The organism is Janthinobacterium agaricidamnosum (genome assembly GCF_003667705.1).
GTDB lineage: Bacteria > Pseudomonadota > Gammaproteobacteria > Burkholderiales > Burkholderiaceae_D > Janthinobacterium.
On sequence record NZ_CP033019.1, the window covers coordinates 2,785,722 to 2,804,345 of the forward strand.

Consider the following 18,624-nt stretch of genomic DNA (forward strand, 5'->3'; position numbering starts at 1 on the left):
CGAGATGAGCCTTCATGTCCTCGCCTATAACCTGAAGCTGCTGATCGCTATCCTCGGCATTACGGATATGATGAAGGCCATCGAGGCTTTTATCCATTTCCGCGGCTTAAAAGCGGCGCTTCCAGCGATGTCGTGGCATTTCGAAGGAGAATTCCCATAAAACGATATGGCACAGTGCAACGCGTTTTAGACCCTCCTCAACATAGCTTGGCGGCCCGAGTCCGCCATTGTGGAAACAGAATTGCATTTTTACACAGCCTGGGCCGAAAGCGGAAGTTCATCGCGGCTAGTTTAACTCGGCAAGGAGCGGGGGGCCTTGCTACTTCACCCCCGGTAGTCGCAGCAATTTCCAAAACGTCGCATCTATTTCGGAAAGTCACAGGCATATCTTTGAAAACGGCGAGACCGCCAATGGGGAAATGACAAAGTTGAAAATGTGCCAGTCAATGGCCTTAGTCGGTGGCGCTTCTACATGAAACGCCACCGACGGAGGTTACTAAAACATGAAAATACTACTACTTCTTCTGTTTGATATCTTGGTACTGACCGCTCACTTTGACTGTGATGGTCACGGCCTTATCGCCGCGATTTCGCCAGAACCAGCCATGCTCTCCATCAAAGGCAGCGATCAATTCACCTTTGTCGGAGCCAACCTGCACACCCTTTGAGTAGCGATGCGAGCCTTTTGTCCCGACGATGGTCGATTCACCATGCGTATCATGATTGACCAGTCCGCCATCTGTGGTCCATGAGTACTCGACCCTGGCACCCTTGGCCATGAGCATTTTAACTTCGGTGCCCTGATTTGAAGCGAGCGTCACCTTCACTTCATCGCTACGGATGCCTGTGTTGACGTTCGGCGCGGCTATCGCCATTGATGTTGGTGCTGCCACTGCGGTTTTTGCAGACGTTGGCGCATCATGATCATGGCCATGTTTTTCCTCACCTTGGCAGGCGCTGAGTACTGACAGGGACAGAGCGGCGACAGCGAGTTTTTGCATAAATTTTTTCATTACAATTTCCTTCAAGTGATCAAGCGGGGTGGGAATCAGGATTTTTGCTTCAGATTTTTGAATTGACCGCTGACGGTCAATGAAATGCGAATGCTGCTTTCGCCGCGATTACGCCAATACCAGCCGTGGGAGCCATCGAATTCGGCCGTCAACTGGCCGCGATTGCCAGCGACATTCGCTTCCTTCAAATAACTGTGAAATGCATTGGCTGGCCCACTGACCGGCTCGCCGTGCGTGTCGTGGTTCACTACACCGCCATCGGTTTGCCAGGCATAACTTACTTCCTGGCCTTTGAGCATGTCCATCTTGACTTCTTTGCCCGCACCTGGAGGAAGTACTATCGTGATCTCCTGTGTAATACCGGCTTTGGCCGCATCATCTTGGACAGGTGCAGGCTGTGCAACGGCTGGTGCATTAATTGCAGCAGTGACTGGCGCCGGCGTAAGCGCTTGGCGCGCGGCTGCCAAGGCGTCAGCTTGCGCATCAGCGGCAGCTTCGGTGGCGAGTTGTGTTTTGATCTCGCCCATCGCTTTCAAGCCGAGTACCTTCCCAATGCCGGTTGGATCAATGCCGTATTCCGATGGCAGCACCACCGTGACCAGCAGCGCTGCGGCGGTTATCAATGCGATTGCCGTGGAGCGTAATAATTTGGCCGAGCTAGGCAATTCCGCCCGTGTTGGCAAATCTGTGTTGTACATTTGAATTCCTTATTAAGATGTGAAATAACCGGTGAGCTGATAGCCAATCAGCATGAAGCCTGCGGTCATCATCACGGTGTTGGCGGTATAGGCATGCTTGAGGAAACTACTGGTACGACGCCAGTAGCCCATACCAATCAGAATGGCTGATAGTGCGAGCAGTTGACCTATCTCTACACCGACGTTAAATCCGATCATGTTCGCCAGTAGCCCATCAGGAGAAATTTCATATTCCTGAATCTTGGTGGCCAAGCCAAATCCGTGGAACAAGCCAAAGATGAGTGTTGCGACCTTGGTGTTGGGCTGCACCCCAAACCAGCGCTGGAATGCGCCGACGTTGTCCAGGGCCTTGTAGACCACAGATAAACCGATAATCGCGTCAATCAGGTAGCCATTGATCGTCGTACCCATGAACACGCCGAGCAACATCGTGCTGGAATGGCCGATGGCGAACAAGCTGACATACAGTCCGATATCTTTGAGCTTGTACAGAAAAAAGATCACGCCGAACAGGAAGAGGATGTGATCGTAGCCAGTGAACATGTGCTTGGCGCCCAGATACATAAAGGACAAAAAGTGCACGCCAGTGATCTCGGAAATATAGCCCTTGTCACCCTGGGCGATGCCATGAGCATGGGCCAGGGAGAGCGTGAGAAAGTACAAGAGCAGCGTGCCGATGACCCACCGCAGGTGACGGAGGGGACGCTGACGTAAAAGCGTTCTCCCACCGTCGATTTGAGACAGAAAAAACATATATTCTCCAGTTACTAAGAATGGCGGATGTTGAGGCCACCAGAAAAGGTTAGACGGACGTGGAGGCTTTTGGCGGCTTATCGGGCAGCGGCAAAATGACGGATGGAAAGCGCACCGTCTGCCGTTGGTACCCGTCGTCGGCTGTCACACTTGGGACGCCGAAAGGAACGGGCAATAGTGGGATATCGTGGGTATGGTCGCCTGGATTATGTTTGTGTAAGTGTGTTGCCGACAGCTCGGACGATTCAATAGCGTCAGCGTCATCCGTGCTGGCATCCAGCTGATGCGTGTGCGGCAATAGGACGTGCGAACCCGACTTGGCTCCCCATAAACTGAGGCCAAGCATCGAAATCATCATTAGCGCCAGAATAAGGCGGACGGTAGCACGACACAGGTTCATGGCAATTCCAAAAGAGATAAATTCAGTCCACTTAAATGTCTTATGTATTCGCACCGAAGGCCGGCGGTTGAAAAAGACAGCTCGTCCGAAAGGAATGTCCAGCGGCCTGATTCAGTACGGTTAATCATGCTCGCCACGGCTACTTTCCGCCCTTGATCCATTGCGCCGGAACAGGAGAACATCACAACCCAGTTCAGGCGGCAGCAGCAGACGCGCCAGATCCGGTCTGTGTTCCATTGCAAATGACTGTTGGGATGCATAATCACTCCAGTTCCCACTAGCAAAATGGTGAATGCTCACCACCACCAAGTAGATCCGTACGCTTGCTGTTTGGAAGACTTCGCGCTCGAAATTGTTTTGCGATGGCGGCCAGGAGCACAACACAACCTCGGGGGCATATTTTCGTATTGCCGCAATGGCCTCAAGCCGCTCCACGTCAGCCGGAAAGCTGATCCGGTCATGCCAGCTATAGTTATCAGTTGCCCGTACCTGGATTCCTTCCTGACGCAAGAAACGGCTCAACGTCCCGTCGCCTGCGGCAATTTCCAGGCAAGACCGCTCGCCGATGATTTCTGCTACCCGCCTAACGAAGGCATCTGAATAAAAACAGTAGATGCCCTTGCGCGTTACCAGTGGCATCAGCAGGCGCTTTTGCCAGACCAGAGGCCACAACAAACGAAACCATAGCAATGGCACAGCTTTGCGTTCGAGGTCACGTCGGAACAGCAGGCGCTGTGCCAGCCAGCCGTTGAACAGGTTGAAACGCATCGTGCCCGATGCTTTCCCTGTGACCGCCGCCATTCCATAGTGCTCAATTGTCAGCGCGGCCATACGCTGGCGTACCGCTACGCGCACGAGCTCACGTCGTGCATGCCTGGGGTTCCCACCAGGCGGCATGGCAGGATGGAGCAAATGGTGAAGGCGGGCTGAATCACGTTGTGACAATGCCGCTTGCAGTTCCTGTTCCATCGTTATCCATTCATCTGGAAATGCTGTGCGCAACGCCTGAGCAGTCGGGCGTTGCTGCAGCCAAGCGGCGACCTCGCGTGGCTTGTCCAATGTTGGCACGGCAGCGTTGATGGTCATGGCATACCCTCGGCACGCGTAGCACCCGGCTTCACATACGACGGCATTGCTCCGCAGTCCTTGACGTCCACATGCTCGTTCTCCAGCAAGACGGGTCCGCAATGTGGCAACACAATCGGAGTTTGAAAAAGGCGCATCGTCATGGTCTCAGTCCGGCCAGCGCCGGTGATGCTCATCGATGACAAATACATGTTCATGCGTATCAGTATCGTTTTGCCCGCCCTGGTGCAGGTGTTCCTGGTCAGCCAGGCCGGTATGGCGATGCTCAATGACATCCGGATCGTTGGCTGGCCAGGCGATCGCGGCAACCGCCACGCCCACTATCGTAATCGCTGCCAGCACCACGAAAGTGGCTGGCATGCCAAACTTGGCGCCCATGAAGCCGGCGATTGGATACGTGATCAACCAGCATACGTGCGAGAGCGAAAATTGCGCGGCGAATACCGCTGGCCGGCTATCGGAGCTAGCCGATCGGCGTAAAAGTCGGCCACTGGGCGTGAGAGTGGTGGAGTAACCGACGCCGATTACAAACCAGGTCATAAGGAGGGCGGGCCATTCGTAGGCCCCGCCCATGGTGGCTACAAAAGCGCCCGCAATCAGGCCGCCGCCCATCAGTGCAGCACCTGCCAGCATGGCCGGACGATCCGGCCGCTGATCGAGTAACTTGGGCAAGAACAACGCGATCAGCATCGAGCCACAGCCAAATGCAGCCAGCGCGAATGGCACATCGGAGCTGGGGCGGAGAAGCTTACTTTGCACATACACCACCGTATTGACGATGACCATGGAACTGCCCGCCGCTGCGGCCAGGTTCAGGCCCAACAGTCCACGTAGGCGTGGCGTGCGCAGGTAAATGGCGATGCCGCGAAAGGTCTTGGCATAGATGCTGCCGGTCGCTGGCACCGCTGGTGATTGCGGCAGCGACACTGAAACGACCAGCGCCGCCGAGCAGATGAAACCGATCACCGTGCCACCAAAAAGCCAGTGGTAACTGATTATCGATAGCAAAGCGGCCGCTAATATCGGGCTCACCAGGGTTTCCATATCGTAGGCCATACGCGAGAGGGACAATGCTCGCGTGTAATCGCTTTCCTCTGGCAAAACATCGGGAATCGTTGCCTGGAAGGTAGGGGTAAAGGCGGCTGAGGCCGATTGGAGAAAAAAGATCAGCAGATAAATCTGCCATATCTGTGTCACGAACGGAAGTGATAACGCGACGCCGGCGCGTACCAAATCCATTGCGACCAAGAAGGCGCGGCGCGGGAGCATGTTGGCAAAGGCACCGACCACGGGGGCGATCAGCACGTAAGCGAGCATCTTGATCGCCAGAGCGGTTCCCAACACGCTGCCGGCATTGGTGCCAGCAAGCTTATATGCAAGCAAACCCAACGCTACGGTCAGCAAACCGGTGCCCACCAAGGCAATAATTTGTGCCAAGAACAGGTGCCTGTATGTACGATTGGCCAATATATTTAACATGTTAATTCAGCTCCTTTTAAGCACGAACAAGGGATTCAAGCTGGCGACATGGCCGCCAGCTTATGCTCCGAGTGAAGTCGCTTGGTGATGAGTTATGCCAACGCGACGGCGCTGTCAACCAGCGTCACCGATACTCCGACCGTCACGACCTCAACGGCAGTTGTTCCGGCAAGCAAGGCCGTAAACCACGCGGCCAACGCAGTGCTACGATCAAAAAAACGACATGCATATTCCTCGCTGTTCGAGTGCGACGTCCGCTTGTATTGGCGGGCGTCGCAGGCGATTGCATTACACCGGCTTAGGCTCAGCCACAAGTACAGGCACGGTGCCGCTGGTATCCCCATCGTCCTTGACGGTACGGCGACGACGCAAAACGATACCTGCTATAGCCGGGAGTACGAACAGCGTCAGGATGGTGGCCGTCACAAGGCCCCCGATGACCACAGTCGCAAGTGGTTTTTGCACTTCGGCGCCTGTGCCGGTGGCAATTGCCATCGGCACGAAGCCCAGGGAGGCCACCAATGCGGTCATCAGGACAGGCCGCAGACGCTCCATTGCACCGTCGATTACCGCCTTGGAAGCTTCCATGCCATCAGCTATCCGTTTATTGACAGCAGAGATGAGCACCAGGCCGTTGAGCACGGCCACGCCAGATACGGCAATGAAGCCCACTGCTGCTGAAATCGAGAACGGAATGCCGCGCAGTACCAATGCAAACACGCCTCCTGCCAACGCCAGCGGCACAGCCGTCAGCACGGTTGCCGTCAACATCGCATTTCCGATTGCCATGTACAACGCGACAGAGATCAGCACGAAGCAGATAGGCACAATGATCATCAGACGTTCGGTCGCCGCACGCAGGTTTTGGAATTGGCCACCCCATTCAATCCATGAACCTGGCGCCAATTTGACCTCTTTCTGCAGGCGCTGCTGCGCTTCGTCGACATAGCTGCCCATATCGCGGCCGACGACATTGGCCTCGACATAGATACGGCGCTTGCCATTGTCGCGGCTGACTTCGTTCAAGCCTTGGGTAAAGCGGAATTCCACAAGCTGACGCAGTGGCACTGACTGGCGCACTTGTTCACCGGTGGCTGGCAGCATGATGGGCAAAGCACCCAGCTCATCAAGGTTGTCGCGCAGTGCCGGCGGCAAGCGCACGACAATATCGAAACGCCGGTCGCCTTCAAAGATCTGACCGGCCGAACGGCCCGCCAGCGCAGTGGCCACAGTGTCGGCAACTTCTTTGACTGTCAGGCCATATCGAGCGATAGCGGCACGGTCAAACGAAATGTCGAATGTCGGAAACCCTTCCGTTTGCGCCACTCGCACGTCGGCCGCACCTGGCACCTTGCGCAGCACTGCTGCAATTTCCTTGGCATTTTGGGCGAGCTTGTCCAGATCATCACCAAAGACCTTGACGGCGACATCACTGCGCACGCCGCCGATCAGCTCATTGAAGCGCATTTCAATCGGCTGAGTGACGTCATAGTTGTTACCGATGATAGGCGCAGTCTTGGCGCGGATACGTTCGATGACCTGTTCTTTGGTGGTGATGCCTGCAGGCCATTCCTCCTTCGGTTTCAGAATCACGTAGTTATCCGACGCGTTCGGTGGCATCGGGTCGGCCGCCAAGCTGGCGGTACCAGCTTTCGAATACACGGTTTTGACTTCCGGAAGTGACAGAATGGCGCGCTCGATCGGCAGGTCAAGTGCTGCCGATGCTTCGATCGGCGTCGACGGGATACGTACCGAAGACAGATTCAGATTATGCTCATCGAGGGTAGGCATGAACTCGCGACCAACAAAGCTGAAGGCCACACCTGCAAGTATCAGTACGGCGACACCGGCGCCGATAAACGGCAGCGGTCGCGCTACAGCACGGCGCAGCAGCGGCTCATAGCGGTTTTTCGTCATGACGATAGCTTTGACCTCATGCTCGGCCACTTTCCCGTTCATCATTACCGCGATCAGCGCCGGCACGAACGTCAGCGACAGGACGAAAGCTGAGCCCAGGGCGAGCATCAGAGTGATCACCATCGGCGAGAACATCTTTCCTTCCACGCCTTGGAAGCTCAGACAAGGCAGAAACACCAGGAAGATCACCAATTGGCCGTAAATGGTGGGACGAAGCATTTCGCGTGATGACGCCACCACTTCTTCCAGACGTTCCTTCAGCAACAGGAGTCGCCCTTCTTGATGCTGGCGTTGGGCCAAGCGGCGCAAGGTATTTTCAACGATGATCACGGCGCCATCGATGATCAGACCAAAGTCGAGCGCACCAAGGCTCATCAGGTTGCCGGAGATCCCCATCGAATTCATGCCGATGGCGCTCATCAGCAGCGATAGTGGGATGACCAATGCGGCGATGATCGCTGCGCGCCAGTTGCCCAACAATGCAAACAGAATGACGATCACCAGCAGCGCGCCCTCAGCCAGATTTTTCGCGACAGTGGTAATGGTGGCAACCACCAGTTGTGAGCGATCCAGCGTTGGCACGATAGTGATGCCGGCAGGAAGCGTTTTAGTCACCACCTTCAGCTTTTCGCCGACGGCGCTGGCGACTGTGCGGCTGTTTGCACCAACCAGCATCAGCGCGCTACCGATCACCGTTTCGTAGCCATCGCGACTTGCCGCGCCACGGCGCAACTCGCCACCGATGGTAACCTTGGCAACCTGACTGACCATAATCGGTACACCGTTACGGGTAGCAATTACTGCGCGCGCTATCTCGTCGGCACTGCGGGCGCGGCCGTCCGCGCGCACCAGATAAGCTTCGCCGGAGCGACGAATGTAATTGGCACCCACCGACACGTTGGATGCTTCGAGTGCGGTGGCGAGTTCGGCGTACGAAATGCCTAGCGCAACCAATTTGGCGGAATCAGGTTCGACCACGTATTCCTTGACGTAACCACCCAAGGAATCGACATCGGCCACACCCGGTGTCGTACGCAATTGCGGACGCACGATCCAGTCCTGGACTGTACGCAGGTACGCCAGTTTTGACACTTCGTCGGACAGGCTCTCGCCCTGATCGGTCAAAAAGCTGCCATCACTTTGCCAGCCGGCCTTGCCATCGTTACGCGGTGCTCCCTTGCCTTCAGGATGGGTGAACTCCACACTATAGTGAAACACTTCACCAAGCCCGGTAGACACCGGACCCATCTGCGGTTGGGCCTCCTCAGGCAGATCTGCCCGTGCCCGCGCCAAGCGTTCAGAAACTTGCTGACGCATGAAATAGAGATCGGTATTTTCCTTGAAGATGGCGGTGACCTGGCTAAAACCGTTACGCGAGAACGAGCGCACAGTCTCGACGCCGGCCAAGCCGGAAAGCGCAGTCTCGATCGGATAGGTCACGCGCTTTTCGATTTCGACCGGACTTAGTGTCGGAACGACAGTATTGATCTGCACTTGCTTGTTGGTGATGTCCGGTGTGACATCAATTGGCAGTAAATTGAGCTGCCACGCACCGATCACCGCCACGATGATGGTCATGAACAGGACCAGCCAACGCGACCGAACGGAGCTGGTAATTATGGAATCAATCATTATTCTTCCTTGCCAGACTTAATCATGTCGGCCTTCACGAGAAAGGCGTTGCGAGTGGCGACCTGGTCGCCGGCCTTGACGCCGGAGACGATCTGCGCCACACCGCCGCTACGTATGCCCACCAGTACTGGTTGGATGCGAAAGCCTTTCTGGCTGCGCACGAACACCACGTCACGACCCTCAAGGTTTTGTACCGCTTCCTCCGGTACCACCAAGCCGTCGCCTTGACCCTTGACGTGCAGGCGTACCCGCACGCCTTCGCCGACGACCAGCGCCGCGGTGGCGGCAGTCGGCGTCAGTATCACGGTCGCGGAGCGCGTAGCACCGTTGACCGTCGATGTTACCGAGCGCACAGTGGCATCGACTGGCATGCCATTGGACGCTATCACGGTCGCCTGGTCGCCACTGGAGATGCGGATGATGTCGGCGGATGAGACGGCAGCTTCAATCTGTACCGGACCTGTGCCAGCGACGCGAAATAATTCGGTCTGAGGCTGCACAAAACTGCCCAGTGTGGCGGCGTTAAACGTGACCTTGCCGGCGATCGGGCTGACGACGGCTACCGATCTGCCATCGGCGGCCACCTTCGCGGCACGAGCCACGGCGTTGGCGCGTTGTGCCTCGCTTTCGGCAACGGCCAGCGTCGCCTGTGCCGCTTCAAGATCAGCACGCGGCGTGACACCCTGTTCGAATAGCGAGGCTTCACGCGCTTGGTTCTTGCGAGCGAGTTCAGCCTTGGCATTGGCGACGGTGCGCTCCGCAGCAAGGCCTGCTGCTTCCATACTTTCGACGGTAGCGAGCGTTTCGCCGGCCTTCACGGTATCGCCTAACTGGCGATTGATCCGTGCGATGTTGCCCGCCGCGCGGGCAACAATGACGGCTTCGCTGTTAGGTTGAGCGGCAACCGAACCTGGCGCCAGGATCTCGGAGCGCAGACCGCCTGCAGCAACGGCTTCAACCGCGATGCCGGCAGCTTTGAGGTATTCACCAGGAATATTAACTTCCTGTACCGGCTCTACGGCCGCAGCAGGTGTGGAAGAGGCCACCGCTGCAACAACCGGTGCCTTTTTGGTCCCGGTCCATTGCGCGGCGCCGAAGCCGGCGGCGGCAGCGATTGCCACCAGGGCTGCGGCGAGCGGCAGGTTAATGGCGCGACGTGGTTTTTCTGTCATGGTGTAACTCCAAATGCGATGCGGCCTTCGGCCGTGAAAAGGGTAGCGAGGGCGCGCACGCGCGCCAAGCGGGCTTCAATGGAGAGAGCCTGTGCTTCGGATAATGCGCGCCGGATAGCCAGTAATTCGATCAGTGGTGTCTTGCCAGCGTCATAGCCGGCTCGCCCCAATCGATAGGCGTCGACTGCGGCAGTTTCGCCCTGTTCGGCGGCTTGGAGGCGTCGCTCTGTAGCCACCACCCGGGCTTGTGCGGCGCGGTGCGTTGCCTGTGCTTCCAACCGCGCCGCTTCCACACGCTGTTCGGCGGCGCTGGCCCGCTCACGCGCGGCTGTCACGCCATGCTGATTGCGATCAAACAAGGGGATGTTGATGTTGACGCCAATGATGGCGGCACGCTCGTTACTCCAGCCAAACTTCCGCATGCCTGCGCTAACACCCACATCGGGAACCCAGCGTTTTTGCTCCATCCTCACTTGCGCCGTTAATGCGTCGCTTTCTGCACGCGCGCTGGCCAGCGCTGGCGACGCGTCGGTCGTCCAGCGTTGATCGCTACGGGGTGCTATTGCGTGGTCGAGAAACGGATGGCTGATGCCGGTGTATGGCTGATCGGCGCCAGCTACCGCAGATAATCGCTCCAGCGCATCAGTAGCGTCAGCCACGGCCGACTGAACCGCTGCTTCGGCGGCAGATACGCTGGCGCGCGCTTGTGCCAAGCGCAGCTGGGCTTCACGGCCGGCTTGCACCAGCGCCGTTGTCGCGCGAAAGTCATCGTTGGCGCGAGCCAGTTCGGCATCGGCCACTTGTTTTCGCAATTGCATGGCCTCTGCCGTGGCGTAGGCGACTGCCAATTCATTGGCGAAAGCAATGCGAATCTGACGTTCGCGCGCGCCCACCGCATCGGCCTTGCGTTGCTCCGCTTCGATACGGGCGCTGCGCTTGCCTCCGATCTCGAATACCTGCGTTAAGGTATAAGTGTCTTGGCGCTGGCTGACGCCGTCCATCTTGGGTGCGCCAAGATTTTCGCCGGTGTAACCCAGCGAAGGGTTAGCCCAGGCGCGTGCCTGGCGCGCATCGGCGCCGGCAGCGCGCACCGTGGCGGCCTGCTCCAGCAGCGCCGGTGCCTGCGTTTCAGATTGTTGCAATAGTGCAGCCAGCGATGGCGCGTCGGCCGCTTGGGCAGCGCCCACGAATAGAGACAGGACGATGCCTGTCAGTTTGCCGCGCGCAAGTGCGCACGGACTCACGGATAACCTGTACATAGTTAAGCCCCTGCTTGTTAAAAAGAGTGCAGTGCAGCGGGCCGCAGCATGAACGTCAGGCGTTCATGCGCTTTACAGGAATGTGAAGGAGGGCAGCCCGCGTGTTAGACGGGCGAACGAGGAGGACGTAACAGCGGTAATGTGGCTCGATCGGAAAAAGTGTCGAGAAATGCTTCAGGGGCGATACGAATATCGAGAACCAGCGGCAGCTGAAATGGCGGAGGGAACAGCAAGTTCATGCTGTTTCCGTGCTCGAAGTCGGACAGGTGACGGGATGATTTTTGAGAATCGTCGAGATGGACGTCGCCGTCGTCGTCACCAGCGTCGTCGAGATCGTGGTGATGGAGAATTTCGGAGGAATGCTCCGTCATGTGCTTGGCGACGAAGCCGATCCCGTATGTGTTGTAGCCTTCCATGACGTGAGCGAAGTTGCGTTCCGCAGCAATCAGCGATTGCAAGGGAAGCAAAAACATCATCAAGATGAGTAGCGCTTTCTTCATGTGCGAAGGATATCGTCGGTAGGCAACAAACAAAGTATGTGTAGTATTATATCCCCTAGGGAGGATACCATGTCAATTCATAATTCGCATTCAGCGATCATAAAGCGCCTCAAGCGTGCCGGCGGCCACCTTAGCAGCATTGTCGCCATGCTGGAGGAGGATCGCCCTTGTGTAGAAATCGCGCAACAGTTGCAGGCAGTCGAAAGTGCCATCGGTTCGGCCAAAAAAGCACTCATACACGACCATATCAGTGAATGCCTGACCGTTACCAGTGCCGATACACAAGGGCATGACCGAAATGTTGCTGCGGAATTCAGAGCTATCGCCAAGTACTTATAGATAGTAGATTTTTTGACAATTTTGGCAATCCTGCACGTTAGAAGGAAAGTGCATGGCACTGCCTTCACGGTAGCAAGCTTTGTGGAAGCGAAACGGCCTGGTTTCCGCTTCATTCGATCAACTATGCGACATTTCCAGCGCCGCCAAGCCAGCATTGGCCACAAAGACGGACCTCGGCAACTTTTTACGCTTTTGCAACATCAGCAAGGTGATCGAGGGGGTTGAAAAGTCAACGAGCGAGTGTTTGGCACTTTTTTCTTTGTTAATCAAAAAAATGAACCGATGTTACAAATCACGCCACGCTGCCACTGTCACGGAAACACTCAGCTGTTTATACAAGTTTTTATTAAAACGACCTAATATCCCATTAAACTTTTTAATATCTCGTTGAAGTTTCTATTCCGACGTAGCCTGCCACTCAGGAGAAAGTCTTGCCCGTTTGTCGCTGCCGACAATTGCCGCTAGGTACAGACGCTGAGGCACTTGGAAAAAATAAAGTAAATGTCGTTACACCATCCTGTTCGCTCTGAACTTGAGCACTTCCGTGATGCAAGGACATGATCGACTTGACGATGGCCAGTCCTAATCCGGCTGATGCAGAAATGCTCGATCTTGATTTGTCCGATCGGTAAAAACGGTCGAACAGGCGCGGCAAATCTTCCGCGACAATACTTGGGCCAGTGTTGGAAACCGATAGGTGCACACCATCTTGATCAGCCACCGTACGCAACACGATGGTGTTGCCTCTTGTCGTGTAACGAATAGCGTTGGAGACCAGATTGCTTACTGCGCGGCGCAGCAGGTGTGCGTCGGCATGCACCGTGCCGGTGGCAATCAGCAAAAGGAGAACCCCAGCCTCGGAGGCGGGGCCTTCGAAGTACTCGGTAATGCGCGTGAGCTCGCCGTGAGCGTCCAGTTGTTCCGTCGATAGTGCAACCTGATCGTGATCTGCACGAGCCAAGAACAACATGCTTTCCACCATTCTCGCTAGCCGCCCAAATTCTTCATAGTTAGATGAAAGCAGGTTTTGATATTCCTCGGTTTCTCTAGGTTGAGATAACACGACTTCGGTCTGAACCATCAGGTTGTTCAGCGGCGTGCGTAAATCATGAGCAAGGTCGCCAGCAAATTCGGACAGATTATTGAGACTGCTTTGCAGGCGGTTAAGCACCTCGTTAAACGAATCGGCCAGAACCCTTAGCTCAGCAGGTGCCGATTGTGCATCCAATCGTATTTCAAGGTTATGCGCCGTAATCTGTTGTGCTTGACCTGCAAATAACTTCACTTTCCCCAAGCCACAACGAACGACAATAAAGCCCAGTAGCGCTGTCAGCACTGCGCCGATGAGTCCTGCAATAACAACTTTCAATCTATAAGTAGCTAAGACCGCAGCAAGGCCATTGCTACTGCGGGCAAGCGTGATGGTGACTTCCGTACCGGTGGCGCCAACAGAACCCAGTGCACGGATGACTCGCAAATTTTGCTCGTTGCGCTGTACGGCATTGCGAACATGCGATGGTTCAGGTATCACAGCTGCAGGTATCGGTGCGGCGGCATCCGTGAACGAGTACTGGACATTATTACGCACCAAGATCTCCCTATTCTTAGCTTGTATCAGCAACGAAAACTCTCCGTGAATGTTAACTGCCTCCAAAAAACGATGAGGATGCAGGCGGATCGAGTCGACATCAGCCGTTTCCTCTAAAACGTGTCTGATGAATAGAATGCACTCCACGAGGTTGGTATCGTCCCGTTCCTGGAGTTGGCTTGCCAGCGCCTGATAAAGGTAAATGCCAAGCACGGAAAACACAAACACTGAAATAAAGGCAAAGAGTGCTCCCAACTGCGCGGTGAGAGACCAGTTGCTGACCCTCACCGCCGGTCTTCCAAAACATAACCCATACTGCGGATTGTATGGATAAGCTTAACTTCAAACGGATCATCAATTTTCGCCCGCAGGCGACGTATCGCAACATCGACAACATTGGTATCACTGTCGAAATTCATGTCCCAGACTTGAGAGGCAATCAGTGGCCGCGACAAAACTTGACCGACGCGCTTCAGCAGCAAATGCAAGAGGGCAAACTCCTTTGCAGTCAAATCGATGCGGATCCCAGCCCGAATGACTCGCCGCTTGGGAGCGTCTAGCTCCAGATCGGCGACGTGTAAGAGATCTGGTTCCCTAGTTGGACCTCGCCGAAGCAGTGTGCGGATGCGCACAAGAAGCTCTACAAAAGCAAATGGTTTTACCAGGTAGTCATCCGCGCCGAGTTCAAGTCCCTTAACGCGGTCATCCAAGCCATCCCGCGCAGTCAGAAAAAGTACCGGCGTATCAATGGTTTTGCGCAACTCCGATATCACCTGCCAGCCATCAAGGCCAGGAAGCATGACGTCAAGGACGATCAGATCATACTGTGACACGGTCGCAGCATGAAGCCCGTCTGGGCCGGTGGTGGCGAGATCGACTATAAAACCTGACTCGGTGAGACCCTTGCGAATATATTCGCCTGCCTTTTGTTCATCTTCCACCACTAATAGACGCATGTTGTTGTTCCACTGAGCAAGCTAATTATTGACATCTGACAGCATATGGGACTTCTGGTCAGCGTTTTTGCGTTGAGTCTACTTCGACCAAGTGACAACCGTCTGACGCCAACATTACATTTTTGTCAGAATCAACGTGTTTTCGAACCTATTAGAGCCAAAAATCAGATAAGTATTGATGGCCTTGCTGGCACTTGCAAGCCTTCCTCGACGATGTCCCTTCGGCCGTTCGGGTTGGTAGAGAAAATCCTGCATTATGGAAAATGATGCATTCGAATGTACGATATTTGCACGGCGGGCCTATGAAAACAAGGAAAAAGACAGTGTTCAGGCTTTTGGTTGCTGACATGGATGCGAGTCAGGAAGAATCGATAAAGCTGTTGTTAGAACGTGCCTCCTCACCCAATAAATATTATCTTAAAGGCAAATTAAATGGTTTAGTTATGTAGCAACAGCTTGCTGATCTGGCGTTTAGCATGTATCACATCCCAAGTAATATCCAGTTATAATCAGTCATGCTCAAACGCTTCCTCTATATTCTTGCTGTCGCTTTCGCTCTCCAGATGAGTTGGGGAATTGCGAGCGCATATTGCTTGCATGAGACCGGTAAAGCAAGTTTGCATTTTGGGCATCACCAGCACGAACACAAAACATCCAAAGATACTTGTTGTGGTTCTTCCTCTTCCAGTTCAAAGAAATCGGCTGTTCATCTTGACTGCCCATCGTGCTCGCATGGCTTGGTAGGCATGATCACTTGGGCTTCCAATTTCGAGGAGCCGTTGACGGCAATTCATTCCCCGCCGTTATTAGTTCGAGCACTACCCCCTCCCTATCCTGACTTACCTGAGCGCCCTCAGTGGCATGTTGCCGCCTAGTCCGGCGACATAGACTCATATACATCTTCGTATTTGTAGATCACCACTACAGGTGAGCGTGTCGTCGCCGGATTCTTCCCATTTTATTTTTTGGAGAATTCTATGCGACCATCATTTTTGCCGCTTGTGCTTGCGATCGTACTCGCATTTCCGCTGCAAGCGGCTGCACAGACGGAAGTACCGTCAGTTGCAACGGCAGCCCCAGCGGCTGCTCATAAAGGCGCTTCTGCATTGACATTGGCAGAAGCAATCAAACTCGCCTTTGAGGGCAACCCTGGGCTCCGGACAGCCATGCGTGATATTGATATCGCCGCTGGCGAATTGATCCAGGCGGGTACCCGACCTAACCCTGAGCTTTCCTTTGTTTCGGAGGGTCTTAAAAAAGAACAGAGGACACGAACTATACAATTCAGTCAACCGTTGGAGCTGGGTGGCAAACGTGCTGCCCGCATGGCGGCAGCGAGCCTCGGAGGAGATATTGCCTCTGCCGATCTGGCCGGGTACCGTACCTCGTTGCGCGCTGACGTCGTGACTGCTTTTTTCGACGTCGTAGCGGCTCAAGAGGGCTATCAACTTGCGCTTGCATCACAGCAACTTGCGCAGCGCGTCAGCGATGCAGCGGCGCGGCGTGTGATGGCAGGCAAGGTGTCTCCGGTAGAGCAAACCCGGGCTCGTGTGGCGGAAGCAAGCAGCAAGATTGAACTCAATCAGGCTGCCAATGATCTGACGCTGTCCAAACGGCGTCTCGCTGCAACTTGGGGAAGCCAGACACCCCAGTTTGATTCCGTTGTCGCACTTGAAATGCCAGCACAGGCTGTCCCTACCTCTAATGAATTGAATAATCGCCTTCCGACAGCCCCACAGACTCTCCGGGCACGTCTGGAAGTTGATCGCCAAGAGGCGTTGACTAAGGTAGAACGCAGCCGCAGGATTCCTGATGTAAATCTGATCGTTGGAACCCAGCGTGACGAACAACTTGGTCAAGTCGGGCCGCGTCGCACCATCTTGGGGCTATCGATTCCGTTGCCACTTTTCGATCGTAATCAAGGCAACGTCCTCGCAGCCTTGCGCCGAGCAGACAAAGCCAGAGATGAGCTGAAGGCAGTAGAGAACAGATTGTCAGCGGAAGTTGCTGAGGCAACTGCACGCCTCAGTGTTGCGCAGTCCGAATTGACAATTTTGCGGACCGACATTCTGCCAGGAGCGCTGAGTGCATATGAGGCAGCTTCAAAAGGGTTTGAACTCGGAAAATTTAGCTTCCTGGATGTCCTTGATGCACAGCGCACACTTTTCCAGGCAAAAACTCAATATGTACGCGCGCTCGCTGAATCACATCGCTCCGCCGCCGACATCGATCGCATTATCGGACGCGTTGAATCGAATGGCACTTTGATTGCACCTGCGATCTCATATCAGGAAACAAAATGAAAACACCGAACATTGAAAAGAAATCGCTGCGCGCGATGATGGCGATCGTAGCAATCGGCGCTGTGCTGTTGGCCGCCATTTTATTTACTGGTAAATCCGGCGGCGCCCCGGAAGGGACGGACACTGAAACTACCGCCAAGGCAGATGAAAAAGAGAAAGGCGTTGGAGGAGGCGCCGGCAAAGGCAGCCATGGCGGAAAATTGTTTGTCCAAGGGGCGACTACCGTTGAAGTCATCCTTGCAGAAGAGAAGGGAGAAGCTCGCCATCGCTTATGGCTCTACGAAAATGGCAAACCCGTCGCGCCGACTACCGCCACTGCGACCGAGCAAATCAAACGCGCTGACGGCCAGGTGATGAACTTTGAATTCGCAGTCGACAAAGATAGTTTGCTGGCCAAAGAGAGCATTGCCGAACCGCATATTTTTGATGCTCTCATTACTGTCCGTAAGGGCGGCGTCACGATCCCGATCAAGTTGCAAAGCGAGGAAGGCAAAATTGAGTTGACTGATGCTCAAATCAAGACTGCTGGGGTGATGGTAGCAAAATCCGGTACGGCGAGTATTAATAGTGCCTTTCAACTAGCTGGCGAAGTGCGCTTCAACGAAGACCGTACTGCACACATCGTGCCCCGTTTGCAAGGTGTAGTTGAAAGTGTGGCCGTCGACCTTGGTCAGCAGGTAAAGAAAGGACAAGTTCTAGCAATCATCGCCAGCACCGTTTTGTCTGAAATGCGCAGCGAATCGCTTGGTGCGCAAAAGCGCCTGGCGATGGCGAAATTGACCTACGACCGTGAGAAAAAATTGTGGGAAGACAAAATTTCCGCAGAGCAGGATTATTTGCAAGCCCAGCAGGGGCTGCGCGAAGCGGAAATAGCTGCTCAGAACGCTTCTCAAAAAATCGCCGCCATTGGTGCCTCTGGTGCTAGTTCCGGTGCATTGAACCGCTTTGAACTGCGTGCGCCATTCGATGGTGCAATCATCGAAAAGCACATTACTTTAGGCGAATCTGTGGCCGCCGATGTGAACGTATTCACGATTGCGGATCTGTCAACGGTATGGGCAGAAATCATCGTTCCCGCCAAGGATCTCGGCACTGTGCGCGTTGGTACGAAAGCACTCGTCAAGGCAACCACGATGGATTCCGAGGCATCTGGTGTCGTTTCCTATGTCGGTTCGCTGCTTGGAGAACAGACACGCACGGCTAAAGCCCGAGTCACCCTGGCCAACCCGAAACTGGCCTGGCGCCCGGGCCTGTTCGTCAATGTCGACATGACCTCCGATGAGCGCGAAGTACCTGTTGCGGTGGCCAGCGATGCAATCCAGACGGTCGAAGGTAGTCCAGCCGTGTATATCCGCATCGATGGCGGCTTTTTCGCTCAGCCAGTGGAGACCGGCCGCAGCGATGGGAAATACACCGAGATCGTAAAGGGTCTTGCTGCTGGTACTACGTATGCGGCAAAAGGTAGCTTCGTCCTCAAGGCGGAGCAGGGCAAAGACAGCGCCGAACATGCACATTAAGCCGGAGAAATC

General features: G+C 55.0%; 16 protein-coding genes. 4 read left to right on the forward strand and 12 right to left on the reverse strand.

Translation table 11 applies throughout. The features are described 5' to 3' along the window. Positions 1–4 precede the first annotated feature (4 nt). Positions 5–160, forward strand: a complete 156-nt coding sequence (locus D9M09_RS12500; RefSeq protein ID WP_157808921.1) for a hypothetical protein — start codon at positions 5–7, stop codon at positions 158–160. Between the two features lie 355 nt (positions 161–515). On the opposite strand, the gene D9M09_RS12505 is transcribed toward D9M09_RS12500, so the two are convergent. The 10 genes from D9M09_RS12505 to D9M09_RS12550 form a co-directional block, all read right to left on the reverse strand. Then, positions 516–1,013 carry a hypothetical protein gene (locus D9M09_RS12505; protein ID WP_157808920.1) on the reverse strand — a complete coding sequence of 166 codons (498 nt, stop codon included), beginning with the start codon at positions 1,011–1,013 and terminating at the stop codon, positions 516–518. Between the two features lie 35 nt (positions 1,014–1,048). Continuing rightward, complete coding sequence (locus tag D9M09_RS12510) at positions 1,049–1,711, reverse strand: transmembrane anchor protein (protein ID WP_121669438.1); 663 nt, start codon at positions 1,709–1,711, stop codon at positions 1,049–1,051. A gap of 12 nt (positions 1,712–1,723) precedes the next feature. Beyond that, a complete protein-coding gene (locus tag D9M09_RS12515; protein WP_100429661.1) occupies positions 1,724–2,464 on the reverse strand; it encodes a HupE/UreJ family protein in 741 nt (246 codons plus the stop codon). Positions 2,465–2,513: 49 nt separating this feature from the next. Beyond that, positions 2,514–2,864: a hypothetical protein gene (locus D9M09_RS12520; RefSeq protein WP_121669439.1), complete on the reverse strand. Its 351-nt coding sequence runs from the start codon at positions 2,862–2,864 to the stop codon at positions 2,514–2,516. 120 nt (positions 2,865–2,984) lie between these two features. Beyond that, complete coding sequence (locus D9M09_RS12525; protein ID WP_157808919.1) at positions 2,985–3,950, reverse strand: SAM-dependent methyltransferase; 966 nt, start codon at positions 3,948–3,950, stop codon at positions 2,985–2,987. A gap of 147 nt (positions 3,951–4,097) precedes the next feature. Further along, a complete protein-coding gene (locus D9M09_RS12530; protein WP_100429659.1) occupies positions 4,098–5,429 on the reverse strand; it encodes an MFS transporter in 1,332 nt (443 codons plus the stop codon). A gap of 288 nt (positions 5,430–5,717) precedes the next feature. Further along, a complete protein-coding gene (locus D9M09_RS12535; protein ID WP_100429658.1) occupies positions 5,718–8,978 on the reverse strand; it encodes a CusA/CzcA family heavy metal efflux RND transporter in 3,261 nt (1,086 codons plus the stop codon). Then, positions 8,978–10,150 (reverse strand): efflux RND transporter periplasmic adaptor subunit, encoded by a 1,173-nt coding sequence (locus D9M09_RS12540; RefSeq protein WP_100429657.1) that lies wholly within the window; start codon positions 10,148–10,150, stop codon positions 8,978–8,980. The genes D9M09_RS12535 and D9M09_RS12540 overlap by 1 nt, the downstream gene beginning before the upstream one ends. Beyond that, entirely contained in the window at positions 10,147–11,409 is a 1,263-nt protein-coding gene (locus D9M09_RS12545) for a TolC family protein (protein WP_100429656.1), read from the reverse strand. Before D9M09_RS12545 ends, D9M09_RS12540 begins: the two co-directional genes overlap by 4 nt. Positions 11,410–11,513: 104 nt before the next feature. Further along, entirely contained in the window at positions 11,514–11,909 is a 396-nt protein-coding gene (locus D9M09_RS12550; protein WP_100429655.1) for a hypothetical protein, read from the reverse strand. Positions 11,910–11,978: 69 nt separating this feature from the next. On the opposite strand from D9M09_RS12550, the gene D9M09_RS12555 reads away from it, so the two are divergent. Continuing rightward, a complete protein-coding gene (locus D9M09_RS12555; RefSeq protein ID WP_100429715.1) occupies positions 11,979–12,248 on the forward strand; it encodes a metal-sensing transcriptional repressor in 270 nt (89 codons plus the stop codon). Positions 12,249–12,666: 418 nt separating this feature from the next. Here the strand turns inward: D9M09_RS12555 and D9M09_RS12560 are convergent, their stop codons facing one another. Continuing rightward, positions 12,667–14,124, reverse strand: coding sequence for a heavy metal sensor histidine kinase (locus D9M09_RS12560; RefSeq protein ID WP_121669441.1), 1,458 nt, complete (start codon positions 14,122–14,124; stop codon positions 12,667–12,669). Further along, the gene (locus tag D9M09_RS12565; protein WP_070223724.1) at positions 14,121–14,792 is read right to left on the reverse strand and encodes a heavy metal response regulator transcription factor; all 672 of its coding nucleotides are present in this window, start codon (positions 14,790–14,792) and stop codon (positions 14,121–14,123) included. Before D9M09_RS12565 ends, D9M09_RS12560 begins: the two co-directional genes overlap by 4 nt. A gap of 977 nt (positions 14,793–15,769) precedes the next feature. On the opposite strand from D9M09_RS12565, the gene D9M09_RS12570 reads away from it, so the two are divergent. Both D9M09_RS12570 and D9M09_RS12575 read left to right on the forward strand, forming a co-directional pair. Then, on the forward strand, positions 15,770–17,095 hold the full coding sequence (locus D9M09_RS12570; RefSeq protein ID WP_100429652.1) for a TolC family protein: 1,326 nt from the start codon (positions 15,770–15,772) through the stop codon (positions 17,093–17,095). Then, positions 17,092–18,612 carry an efflux RND transporter periplasmic adaptor subunit gene (locus D9M09_RS12575; protein ID WP_100429651.1) on the forward strand — a complete coding sequence of 507 codons (1,521 nt, stop codon included), beginning with the start codon at positions 17,092–17,094 and terminating at the stop codon, positions 18,610–18,612. The genes D9M09_RS12570 and D9M09_RS12575 overlap by 4 nt, the downstream gene beginning before the upstream one ends. Positions 18,613–18,624: the final 12 nt, after the last annotated feature.